The 12,448-nt window shown below is 33.9% G+C and carries 10 protein-coding genes; 9 read left to right on the forward strand and 1 reads right to left on the reverse strand.

Annotated elements, in window-relative coordinates:
• Positions 1–136: 136 nt before the first annotated feature.
• From ACGK9U_RS13740 to ACGK9U_RS13780, 9 genes are all read left to right on the forward strand, one after another.
• Entirely contained in the window at positions 137–1,282 is a 1,146-nt protein-coding gene (locus ACGK9U_RS13740; protein ID WP_394466958.1) for a glycosyltransferase family 4 protein, read from the forward strand.
• Positions 1,279–2,823: a glycosyltransferase family 2 protein gene (locus ACGK9U_RS13745; RefSeq protein WP_394466959.1), complete on the forward strand. Its 1,545-nt coding sequence runs from the start codon at positions 1,279–1,281 to the stop codon at positions 2,821–2,823. The genes ACGK9U_RS13740 and ACGK9U_RS13745 overlap by 4 nt, the downstream gene beginning before the upstream one ends.
• Complete coding sequence (locus tag ACGK9U_RS13750; RefSeq protein ID WP_394466961.1) at positions 2,824–3,819, forward strand: glycosyltransferase family 2 protein; 996 nt, start codon at positions 2,824–2,826, stop codon at positions 3,817–3,819. It abuts the gene before it with no gap.
• The gene (locus tag ACGK9U_RS13755; RefSeq protein WP_394466962.1) at positions 3,816–4,799 is read left to right on the forward strand and encodes a class I SAM-dependent methyltransferase; all 984 of its coding nucleotides are present in this window, start codon (positions 3,816–3,818) and stop codon (positions 4,797–4,799) included. The genes ACGK9U_RS13750 and ACGK9U_RS13755 overlap by 4 nt, the downstream gene beginning before the upstream one ends.
• Positions 4,759–5,877, forward strand: a complete 1,119-nt coding sequence (locus ACGK9U_RS13760) for a glycosyltransferase family 4 protein (RefSeq protein ID WP_394466964.1) — start codon at positions 4,759–4,761, stop codon at positions 5,875–5,877. The genes ACGK9U_RS13755 and ACGK9U_RS13760 overlap by 41 nt, the downstream gene beginning before the upstream one ends.
• Positions 5,877–6,953 carry a glycosyltransferase gene (locus tag ACGK9U_RS13765; protein ID WP_394466965.1) on the forward strand — a complete coding sequence of 359 codons (1,077 nt, stop codon included), beginning with the start codon at positions 5,877–5,879 and terminating at the stop codon, positions 6,951–6,953. Before ACGK9U_RS13760 ends, ACGK9U_RS13765 begins: the two co-directional genes overlap by 1 nt.
• Positions 6,950–8,278, forward strand: coding sequence for an O-antigen ligase family protein (locus ACGK9U_RS13770; RefSeq protein ID WP_394466966.1), 1,329 nt, complete (start codon positions 6,950–6,952; stop codon positions 8,276–8,278). Before ACGK9U_RS13765 ends, ACGK9U_RS13770 begins: the two co-directional genes overlap by 4 nt.
• Before the next feature lie 250 nt (positions 8,279–8,528).
• Positions 8,529–9,539, forward strand: a complete 1,011-nt coding sequence (locus ACGK9U_RS13775; RefSeq protein ID WP_394466968.1) for a glycosyltransferase family 4 protein — start codon at positions 8,529–8,531, stop codon at positions 9,537–9,539.
• Positions 9,540–9,786: 247 nt separating this feature from the next.
• Positions 9,787–11,178, forward strand: a complete 1,392-nt coding sequence (locus ACGK9U_RS13780) for a sugar transferase (protein ID WP_394466969.1) — start codon at positions 9,787–9,789, stop codon at positions 11,176–11,178.
• 75 nt (positions 11,179–11,253) lie between these two features.
• Here the strand turns inward: ACGK9U_RS13780 and ACGK9U_RS13785 are convergent, their stop codons facing one another.
• A complete protein-coding gene (locus ACGK9U_RS13785; RefSeq protein ID WP_394466971.1) occupies positions 11,254–12,447 on the reverse strand; it encodes a DUF4105 domain-containing protein in 1,194 nt (397 codons plus the stop codon).
• Between the last annotated feature and the right edge of the window lies 1 nt (position 12,448).

Consider the following 12,448-nt stretch of genomic DNA (forward strand, 5'->3'; position numbering starts at 1 on the left):
AAGTTTTAGCACATAGCCATTGATGAACTAGGTTGTCTAATTTTTTGTTGTAAGTCCACATTCATTTTTAATTAGAATGGGAACTATACTAGGTTCAAAAAAAATAAAATGGTAATTATGAATAAATAATAGATCTATGAAAATAGCCTTTCTAACCCCCGAATATCCACATCCTAAAACTGGCAGATCTGGCGGTATTGGAACGAGTATCTTTAATTTGGCAAATGCGTTGGTTGGTTTGGGTCACGACATAAGTATCCTTGTTTATGGGCAGGATTGTGATGACACTTTTATGGAGAACGGCCTCTGTTTTTACAAAATAAAAAACATAAAAGTAAAAGGCTTGTCGCTGATTCTTAGCCAAAAAAAGGTAGAACGGTTAATCAACTCATTATATCATTCCGGTAAAATTGAGCTTGTAGAAGCCCCAGACTGGACGGGGTTTACAGCGTTTATAAAGCCCAAATGTCCTTTGGTGATTAGAGAAAATGGCAGTGATACCTATTTTTGTTATTTGGAGCAACGTCCTGTTAAATTTAAAAATAAGTTTTTAGAGAAGCGTGCCCTTGTTAAGGCAGATGGTATTATAAGTGTTAGTGCGTTTACAGGAACATTGACCAATACCTTATTTGGACTGAAAAGAGCCTTTACAGTGATTCCAAATAGTATTGATACCACTTTATTTGGTGTAAATAGCACTGATACTACTGAAGAACAGACGATTCTTTATTTTGGAACCTTAATAAGAAAAAAGGGTCTGTTGGAATTGGCTAAAATTTTCAATTTGGTTCATAAAACCAATAAGAAAGTTAGATTGGTTCTTGTAGGGAAGGACAGTGGAGACATTAGAACAGGTTCTTCGTCCACTTGGCAACTCATGCAGCCCTTGTTTGATGCGTCTGCTTTTAACCAAGTACGCTATTTGGGTGCTGTACCTTATTCTGAAATCCAGAAACTTATTACAAAGGCAACGATTTGTGTATTTCCGTCTTTTGCAGAAGCCTTACCAGTATCTTGGCTGGAAGCTATGGCTATGGAAAAAGCCATTGTAGCCTCTAATATTGGGTGGGCGCAAGAAATGATTGAAGATGGGAAAGAAGGTTTTTTAGTGCATCCTATAACTCATAAAGCATATGCGGACCGTATTTTGGAATTGTTGGAAAGCCCTGAAAAGCGACAACGGTTTGGTGTTGCAGCAAGAGAAAAAGTAAAAGCAAAATTCAGTCACGATTTAGTTGCGAAACAATCGGAGGCATTTTATAAATCTGTAATTTATAAATGATAGTCATTACACATAAAAGCAACCATGCCCTTAGTGTTTTCGATTATAAATCGGAAGAAAACATTCATGTAGACAGTAGAGGTTTGATTGATGTTTTTTTTAAGCTTGCAAATCAGTTCGAAAACAGACTTGTTATTTGGTGTGAAGATGATTTAAAGGACTATATAAACTTTAAAGAATTCGAAAAAATATTCCATCATAAATTAATCATGGCATCTTATAATGTAAAAGACTTCTATTATATAGATGAACGCATAGGTTACGTGGAGTCTTCGCCATTTTTGAAAATTAGCAAACAAGTAACCTATCCAACATGGTTAATGAGTAGTTCTATTGGAGGTATTAATTCCGATGTTTTATCGAGATACAATCAAAATGACTATAAGAGTAAAACTTTTGATTATGCATTAAACTCAATAGCAAAAAGAGGAATTCCTAACGGACTTTTTTGCTATTCAGAACCTACGTTGTTAAAAACGGGAATAGACATAGATAAAAACGGCAAAGCATCAAAGTATGAACTCTTTAAATTTATAAAAGAGCACTATAAAGCTAGATGGACTTTTTTAACCTTGTTTAATAGTTTGATATATGAAAAGCGGCTGTTTCTATTTCCATTTATCATGTCTTTTTTCTCTTCTAAGCAATTAAATAAACTAAATTTTAAAGATTTTAAAGATATTAAAGAACGTAATTTAAGATTAACCGATACTATAGATGTTATTATACCAACCATAGGAAGGAAATCTTTTTTATATGACGTTTTACTAGATTTATCAAACCAAGCAGCATTGCCAAAAAATGTTATAATAATAGAGCAAAATCCTGTTGTTGGAAGTAAAACAGCATTAGATTATTTACAAAAAAAATCGTGGCCATTTAAGATTAAACATAGTTTTATCCATCAAACAGGAGCTTGTCATGCCAGAAATATAGCCTTGGAACACATAGAGTCCGACTGGGTTTTTATGGCAGATGATGATATTAGATTTGATGAAAAAACTCTGGAAATAGCTTTGGCTGAAATGCATAAGTATCATTTAAAAGCTGCCACTTTAAGTTGTTATAGGGAAGGGGATAAAAAATTAAAGCAATCAACCTTACAGTGGCATACTTTTGGTTCGGGTTGTAGCATTATTTCAAATCAGATTGCTAGTCAGCTTAGATTTGATATGGCTTATGAACATGGTTTTGGAGAAGATGGCGATTTCGGGATGCAAATAAGGAATATGGGAGAAGATATAGGGTATATAAGCAACTGTGCTCTTCTACATTTAAAGGCTCCAGTTGGTGGTTTTAGAACAAAAATCACTAATTCTTGGGACAATGACAACATACAGCCTAAACCCTCGCCAACCATTATGTTGTACCATTTAAAACACCAGACACCTTTTCAAATAAAAGGCTATAAAACCATATTGTTTTTGAAGTATTTTAAACTGCAAGGCAATAAAAACATATTTTCTTATTTTTCATATATGAAAAAGCGTTGGAATAAAAGTGTTGAAATAGCTAATAATTTAAAAAATCAATTCAATTAAATGCATTTTACACTAATAGTTTGCACCTATATGCGCCCTAAACCGTTGTTAAAACTGTTGCAATCGGTATTGAAACAAACGCTATATCCCAATGACATTTTAATTATTGATGGTTCAACAAATGAAAAGACAGAAGCCATTTTAAAAGAAAACATATTTAGTAATTTAAGGTATTTTAAAGTTGACGAAACAGAAAGAGGCTTAACGAAGCAACGTAATTTTGGTATTAGTAAAATTGCTGAAGAATCTGAAATCATCTGTTTTTTAGATGATGACATTGTTTTAGAACCCGCCTATTTTGAAAACTTAATAAAAACATATTCAGAAAAACCAGATGCATTAGCTGTAGGCGGTTATATTACCAATGAAGTTACCTGGGAAGCATCAGATGATCGCAACCACCCGTCAACATTTTATTATGATGGCTGGATGCGCAATGAGTCCCTTCGATTTAGGCTAAGAAAGCTATTTGGTTTACAACCCGATATGCCACCAGGTTTTTTACCAACGTTTGGAAATGCGCGACCTATAAGTTACTTGCCACCGTCCAATAAAATATACGCAGTTGAGTTTTTTATGGGAGGGGTTTCTTCATATAGAAGGGACCTATTTAATAAAATTAAATTTTCTAATTATTTTGCTGGTTACGGGTTATATGAAGATTTGGATTTTTGTTTAAGAGTTGCAAACATTGGTACATTATATTTGAATACTAAAGCTAGGTTGAAACATTTTCATGAGGCGCATGGTAGGCCCAATCAATACAAATATGGTATCATGGTAGTTAGAAATGGTTGGTATGTTTGGAAATTAAAATATCCAAATGCTGAATTAATAAGTAAACTTAAATTCCATTTCACTTTTATGTTGCTTACGGCTATTTGTTTTACCAATAGTTTTTATGGTACAAATAAAAAGAAATCATTTATGGAAACTTTGGGTAGATTTGTTGGGTGGTTTTCTTTATTTTTTAATAAACCTAAAATTCAACCATGATATTAGAATTTTTAAAAGAAAATTTAATTAATCCTTCAACAAATAAAAGATGTAAGTCTTTTGGAGATAGTGCATTGGAATTTGATTGTGGAAATACGTTTAAAGTATTTAATAATACACCGATACTTATTAATGAAAGCGAAAGCATTTTTAAATTAGAAGATATTTTAGAAAAAGTGCCAACAGCACAAAACTCAAATTATCGAAGTAATAGTTTAAAGAATGTTTTTAGAAAAAAAATATTGCCATCGTTATCTAAAGATTTTAATTATACAAATCGATATAATCAATTAGCCGAAAAATTTAAGGGAAAAAATATTCTAATTATAGGAGCTGGAGACAAAGTGGATTTTTACAATAGAGTTTTTGAAAAATCATTAGTCATTACCTCAGATGTGCATTTACAATTTAATCCAGATATAGTTTTTGATGCTCACCAAATACCATTTAAAGAAGCTAGTTTTGATTTAATTATTGCCTCTCAAGTTTTAGAACATACTTTAAAACCTTGGGTTGTGTCCAGTGAAATGGAACGGGTGGTTAAAATGGATGGCTATTTATTGGTTGAAGTGCCATTTAGTTTCCCTTACCACAGTCCGCCATATGATTTTTTTAGGTTTACATTTACAGGTTTAAGAAGTCTGTTTTCAAAATGTAGTTTATATAGTTTTGAAGCCTCAGAAGGAAGTGCTAGCAGTATGGCTACGTTTAATGCCCAGTTTTTCATTGATTTATTTTCAAATAGATATTTGAGAATTGTAGTTTTATTTATAACAAGGTTTTTGTTTGGATGGATGAAATATTTTGATTTACTAAAAAGAACATCCACTTTTTTAAGTATATTCTCGCCAATGGGATTTAGTATGATTTTTAAAAGAGATGAAATTAAACGAACCAATATTGATCTGCTTAATGAATTTTATAATTTAAAATCGTCAAATGAAATTCACGATAATCACACACGTTCCTCATCACTTTGAGCATAAACACTATTATGCTTATTCCCCTTATGTTCGTGAAATGAATATCTGGTTAAAATATGTAGATGTCGTAGAAGTTGTTGCGCCTGTGGTTTCTGGTGCGGTTTCTAAAATAGATATGGCTTATGAACATAAGCATTTGGATTTAACACCCATTCCTGCTATTCAATTCACATCGGTTACTAAAACAATAAACGCTTTATTAAAGCTTCCCATAATTTGTGCCCGAATTTTTAAAGCTTGTAAAAAAGCAGATCACATTCATTTAAGATGTCCTGGAAATATTGGGTTGATAGGATGTGTGGTTCAAATTTTTTTTCCGAAGAAACCGAAAACAGCCAAATATGCGGGAAATTGGGACCCAAAGGCGAAACAACCTTTAAGTTATAAATTTCAAAAGTGGCTATTAAGCCATCCATTTTTAACTAAAAATATGCAGGTTTTGGTTTATGGCGATTGGGAACATCAAACCAAAAACATCAAACCTTTTTTTACGGCCACTTACAGCCATTCAGAAATAGAACAGCCCATTAAAAGAGATTATTCAGACAGTTTAAAATTTGTATTTATAGGTAGTTTGGTTGCAGGGAAACGGCCATTGTTAGCCATTCAAATGATAGAAGCCCTACATCATCAGGGGAGAAGAGTGCGTTTGGATATGTATGGCGATGGTGTTTTAAAAGAAGATTTGCAACATTATATCACCATTAATAAGCTCGAAAATATTGTTAAATTACATGGCAATCAATTGAAAGCACTTATAAAAGAAACATTAAAAGCAGCACATTTTACTATATTGCCATCAAAATCTGAAGGTTGGCCAAAAGCCCTTGCCGAAAGTATGTTTTTTGGAGTGATTCCTATAGCAACCAAAATATCGTGTGTGCCTTATATGCTCGATTATGGGCACAGAGGTATTTTAATGGCGGATGATTTGAATCAAGGTGTCATTCAAATAACACATGCATTAAAAGATGTTGGCGCACTAGAATTGATGTCTGAAAGGGCTTCTAATTGGTCGCAAAACTATACTTTAGATGTTTTTGAAGCCGAAATTTCTAAATTGTTACAAGCTTAATGAACGTTTTACAGCTTATAGATTCTTTACATGCCGGGGGCGCAGAACGTGTTGCTGTAAATTATGCCAATGCTTTAGTGCCTAAAATTGAAACATCTTATTTGTGTGCCACGAGAGCAGAAGGTTTGCTAAAAGAACGTTTATCAAAGGATGTTCCTTATTTATTTTTAAATAAAAAATCGGCTTTAGATTTGAAGGCCATAAAAAGGCTGAGTACTTATATTAATACCCATAAAATAGCTATTATTCATGCACATGCTTCGTCTTTTTTTTTAGCAACCATCATTAAAATTTTAAATCCAAGAATCGTTTTAATATGGCATGACCACTATGGGAAAAGCGATTTTTTAAAGGAGCGTCCTAGATTTTTTTTAAAATGCTGTTCAAAGTTTTTTGACCATGTTTTTTCTGTTAATCTAAAATTAGAGCGTTGGGCAAATGAAGTGCTTGGTGTTAAAGCAGTCAGTTATTTGCCAAATTATGCTGTTTTAGGGAGTGCAGAGCAGGTAACCACGTTAAAAGGGGCACAAGGCAAGCGCATACTCTGTTTAGCAAATTTAAGACCTCAAAAGGATCATATGACGTTACTTGAAGCCTTTAAAAGCATTAGTAAGAAGCACCCAGACTGGACCCTGCATTTAGTTGGACATGATTTTAATGATGCATACTCCGACCGTATAAAAGAGTTTATCATTTCGAATGGTTTGGAACAGCATGTTTTTGTTTATGGAAGTTGTTTGGATACTAACCATATTTTAAACCAAAGTACTATAGGGGTTTTATCTTCAAAATCTGAAGGGTTGCCAGTCGCTTTATTGGAGTATGGTTTAGCAAAATTACCAGTTGTAGCAACAAACGTAGGCGATTGTGCTTTGGTTATTTCAAATAAGGATACAGGGATGTTGGTTGAACCTGAAAATCATCAATCGTTGGCAGAAGCTTTAATTTCTTATATAAATGATTTAGATTTGAGGCAGCAAGTTGCAGGGAATCTTCAAAATAAAGTGAAGGCATCTTTTTCAGAATCAAGCAGTATAGAAGCATTAATGAACCTATATAAAAAACACCAAAGATGAAGTTGCAGTTGTATTATAAGCTTCTGATGGTACATGTTGTATTAGCCTTTGGGGTCTATATTTTTAGGCCTTTGGCATTGGCTTATTTTTTATTCATTACTGTTTTTTTTGGCTATAAAATTTTTATGGTTTCCAAAAAGTATAAAACTTTTTATGTGCTGTTGGCTTGTGCCTATATGGTAGGTATTGAAGTGTTTTTAAGGATGAACGGTGGTACTATTGCTTATGAAGCCATTAAATATTTAGTGATTGTATTTATTATATTGGGTTTAATAAGTAACAGTTTTTCTAACAAAGCCTTGATTTATGTACTCTATATTTTATTATTAATACCGGGTATTTTTGTTGCTGTTACCGACATGGGGTTTCAAACCGATATACGGCGTGCCGTGGCCTTTAATTTGAGTGGTCCTGTGTGTTTGGGGGTTACGGCCATTTATTGTTTTAAACGTAGCCTTAGTTTAAACCAAATAAAAATTGTTTTATTGGCATTGCTGTTGCCTTTGGTGAGCACAACGGTTTATTTGTTTTTGTACACCCCCAATTTGCAGGAAGTTATTACAAGTACCAGTTCTAATTTTCAGGCATCGGGTGGTTTTGGACCCAACCAGGTGGCTACGGTGTTGGGTTTGGGGCTGTTTGCGGTTACCGCTCGGTTTTTTATGTCGCGGGAAACCCGTTACCATAAGCTGTTCGATTTGTTTATATTAGGAGCCATGGGGTTTAGGGCCTTGGGAACGCTTAGTCGTGGTGGCGTAATTACGGCCGTTATTATGATATTGTTTTTTGTAGCTGTATATTATGTGAAAGTAAATTTGAAAACGAAATTTAAAATTAAGTTTTCGCTGATTGTATTTTTACTGATCGTTCTTTCCGTATGGTTAATCAGTTCCATTCAAACCAGTGGCTTTTTGGACAAACGCTACGCCAACCAGGATGCTGCGGGACGTGAAAAGGAAGATTTAACCACGGGACGTGTCGATTTATTGGCCTTTGAGCTTGGGGAGTTTATGAAAAATCCCTTTTTGGGGATTGGCGTGGGAAAAGTAAAGGAGGTGCGTTTAAATGAAACGGGGGTTGAAGCAGCCTCCCATAACGAAATGAGCAGAATTATAGCAGAACACGGGCTATTGGGCGTGTTTGCGTTTTTAATATTACTTTTAACACCTTTGGTATTCCGCATAACCAATAAATCGAACTTGTTTTTTTATTCGTTTTATTTGTTTTGGTTGTTAACCATTAACCATTCCGCCATGCGTATTGCGGCTCCTGCGTTTATATACGGACTTTGTTTGCTGAATATTAGTTATGATGATAGACGGTAGATGGTTAGATTGTTAGATGGTTAGATGGTTGGATGGTTAGATTGTTAGATGGTTAGAAAAGAGGCACTAGGCATTAGGCAATAGGCACTAGACAATAGACAATAGAAAATAGACAATAGAAAATAGACTTTAGATTGTTAGATTGTTAGATGTTAGAAAAGAGATATTAGACATTAGACAATAGCCATTAGGCAATAGGCATTAGACAATAGTCAATAGCCATTAGGCACTGTAACTTTGAAACCCAAAAATGAAAAACCTCCTTTACATAGGAAACCATCTGTCCGATAGTGGTAAAACGGAAACAACCATTGAAACCTTAAGCAGGTCTTTAAGGCAAGAGGGCTATACTGTTTATACCGTTTCTAATAAGAAAAGCAAAGTGTGGCGTCTTTTGGATATGTTGTTTTCTATTTTGAAATACGCTAAAAAGGTAGATGGTGTTTTGATAGATACCTATAGCACCTCCAATTTTCACTATGCTTATTTGTGCAGTCAATTATGTAGGGTTTTAAATTTGAAATACATACCCATTTTACATGGTGGGAATTTGCCGCACAGGTTAAAAACACATCCCCAGTTATGTAAAGCTATATTTAATAATGCCTATAAGAATGTAGCCCCATCAACTTATATCAAAGCTGAATTTGAACATAAAGGCTATTCAAACGTGGTTTATATCCCTAATTCCATATTACTAAAAAATTATCCTTTTAAAGACAGAAATTACGAAACCATAAAATTACTTTGGGTACGTTCATTTTCAGAAATATACAACCCACTACTTGCCATTAGAATTTTGAAAGCTCTTTTAAATGAAGGTATTCAAGCAAGTTTATGTATGGTAGGTCCAGATAATGATGGGTCGCTTTTAAAAGCCAAACAATATGCTTCAGCATTGCAAGTAGAAGTGCATTTTACAGGAAAACTTCCTAAAGAGGACTGGATTTTACTTTCGAAAACCCACAATATTTTTATTAATACCACCAATTTTGACAACATGCCCGTGAGTGTTATAGAAGCGATGGCTTTGGGTTTGCCAGTTATTTCTACAAGTGTTGGAGGGATGCCTTTTTTAATTGAGAATGAACAAAATGGCCTTTTGGTAGCGCCCCATAATGAAAACGAATTTGTTGATGCCATAAAAAAGATACAGCAAAACCCTGAAGGTACCCAACAAATGACTTTAAATGCCAGAAAAAAAGTAGAGGGTTTTGACTGGGAGGCTGTTAAAAGCTTATGGATTAGTGAGCTAAATTAGATAGTGTTTAGTTGCATTAGCGTAATATACCCTTTGTGTATTTTGAAATTTTTGTGCTGATAGAATGTCGGTTCTAGTGATTTTCGGCAGTAAATGGTACAGAGAATAGCATTCAAAGGTGTGAAATTTTATTCTCGATACTAATTTTACGGGCCTTTGCTCGTAAAAATCATTCGAATTAACAAATTTAAATTAAAAAGCACAGTGGGTTTACTATATTTACTACACCCAAACTATAACGTATAAAATGTCCAAAAAAGGGATTCATTTCGAAATTTCAGAACGCAAGGTTTTATTGCGTATATTCGATATTGTTTCCATTTTTGTTGTTTTATACTTTGTAAGCAACACGTTTGATTTTGATTATTTTACCCTTACAAAAGAAAATTGGGGTTGGGCTTTTGTGCTTATTTTATACATTTCCATATTCGGTACTATTTTCGAGCTTTACGATTTGCAAAAATCCAGTAAGCTAGAAAAAATCGCCACCAGTATTGTTTTTACAGTTTCGGTTACTGTTTTATTCTATTTTCTAACGCCCTTTTTTACACCCATTTTACCAGATAATCGGTTGCAAATCATCTTTTTCTACTGTGCCATTCTATTTGCATTATTTGTATGGCGTATTGCCTATTTAACCTTTATTGTATCGCCTCGATTTTACAAAAAAGTGCTTGTTATTGGTGAAACCTCGAATATTCAAAGTATTGTTGAAGCGTTTAAACATGCCGATCCTAATTATAAAATTGTTGGATTTATTAATTGTGAATCAAGAAAATCTGATAAAATTACATTTAAAAATATTGTAGAATACAGCCCCAAACAGATATATCAGGTTATTAAAGACGAAAATATATCTGAAGTTATCATCGCCAGTTATAATTCCCAATCTATAACCGCTGAAATTTATCGGGACTTGATTACACTTTTAGAAGGCGGATTTCCTATAAAAGAATACACGCAGGTTTATGAAGATATGATGCAGCGCGTTCCTGTTCAGTTTGTTGGAAAAGATTTTTACAGGTATTTTCCATTTAGCCGAAGCAATCATAATAAACTGTATTTATTTTTCCAACGTTTATCCGATATTTTTATAGGCGTTTTTGGAATTTTATTTGGAACCCTCATGTTGCCCATTATTTTAATTGGAAATAGTATAGGTAATAGGGGACCACTTTTTTATGTACAGGAACGCATTGGAAGAAATGGAAATCTTTTCAAAATTATTAAGTTTCGAACCATGATTCAGAATGCTGAAACAGCCGGTGCTGTTTGGGCAAAAAAAAATGATACTAGAATAACGCCGTTTGGTAAGTTTTTAAGAAATACCCGATTGGATGAATTCCCCCAATTTTTAAACATTTTGAAAGGCGATATGAGTTTAATTGGCCCCAGACCAGAACGTCCGCATTTTGTTAGGCAGCTATCACAAATACTACCGTTTTACGAAACCAGACACATTGTAAAACCAGGATTAACGGGTTGGGCGCAGGTTAAAACAAGGTATGGTTCTTCGGTTGATGATAGTTTAGTGAAGCTCCAATACGATTTGTATTATATCAAGCACCGAAGTTTTATGTTGGATGCCAATATTTTAATTAAAACGTTAAGCACCGTTATTTTCTACCGAGGACAGTAGTTTTAGTCTCAGTCTCAGTCGCAGTCACAGTCGCAGTCACAGTCGCAGTCGCAGTCTCAGTCTCAGTGGCAGTTTTTAACTTTGTGCTTTGGCGTAAATTAAATTGTTAGAATAATATTTTATCAAATACAGATACCTGATAAACAATGCAATTAACAAAGGAATTAACCCGATGGCGAATACTTGCACGCCCATTGTCCAATGTAGGGTTAACAAACACAGAAGAATAACCAAAAGCTTCAAATATTTAAGAAACCAAGTACTTATTTTTTTTCTAACCAATTGTCTTATAACAAAAATATTCAGTGCAAAGGCCCAAAGTAAATTGTAGTTTTGGTGGGTGCCTTTATGGTCTGTGGCAAACCAAAGCAGTAAAATAAGTACCCCAATAAGTCCTGTAATACTGAACAACGTAACATCCAGCCAAACCGTTTGTTTTTGCTTTTTAAAGTCGGTGTAAGTAATAATAAGAATGAGGCCGCCTAAAATACCAAAAATGAATAGTGGACTCGTTAAAAAATTACTAGGTGTTGGGGTCTCTATTTTTTTATAAATCACGTTGCTTTCTTTAACCAAAGGTTGGTTGTTTTTAATTCGGGCCACTTCAAAGAATTTAAAAATGTTTTCAGGTAAAAACATATGATCCTCAGTTCTTGCTTTTCTGTCAATGACAGAGCCTAGTGCGATATCAATACCAAAACTTCCCCAAGAATTCCGGTTCAAATTATTCTGGATAAGGGTTCTAAACGTTTGGTCTTTATAATCTTCAGGCGTATTAAAAACAAGCGAATTATTTACGGCAAGATTGGTGACGTCTTTTATTTTTGTGGCGCAATTATCATAAAAGAAATCGTATAAATAGGCTTTGTTTTCTGGTTTTAAGTTGTTTAATAAATAATCGAACAATTTTTGTTTTTCTGAAGCAGATAGATTTAAAACCTGTGCTTTTATGGTTCTGTTTTGAGAAATGTAAGATTGAAAAAAATCTTCATAATAATTTAAACCAATCAAGTAATTGAGTTTTCCTTGAGCAAATTTTGTATAGAAATTAGGCGTTTCAAAATCGTAAACACCATAATTAAAAACCAAATCGATGCCTTTAACGGGGTCTTTCACTCGAAAGCCACTATGCCCAAACGCATCATTTAACGAAGCACCAGGGCCAATAGTAAGTACGCTTATTTCAGCTTGGTCCGATAGAATATTTTGTTGCCCAACAACTACTTCAACAAAAAAAATAAGAATTAAAAAGAGTAATTTTTTTTTCATG

The organism is Mariniflexile sp. HNIBRBA6329 (genome assembly GCF_043558645.1).
Taxonomy (GTDB): domain Bacteria; phylum Bacteroidota; class Bacteroidia; order Flavobacteriales; family Flavobacteriaceae; genus Mariniflexile.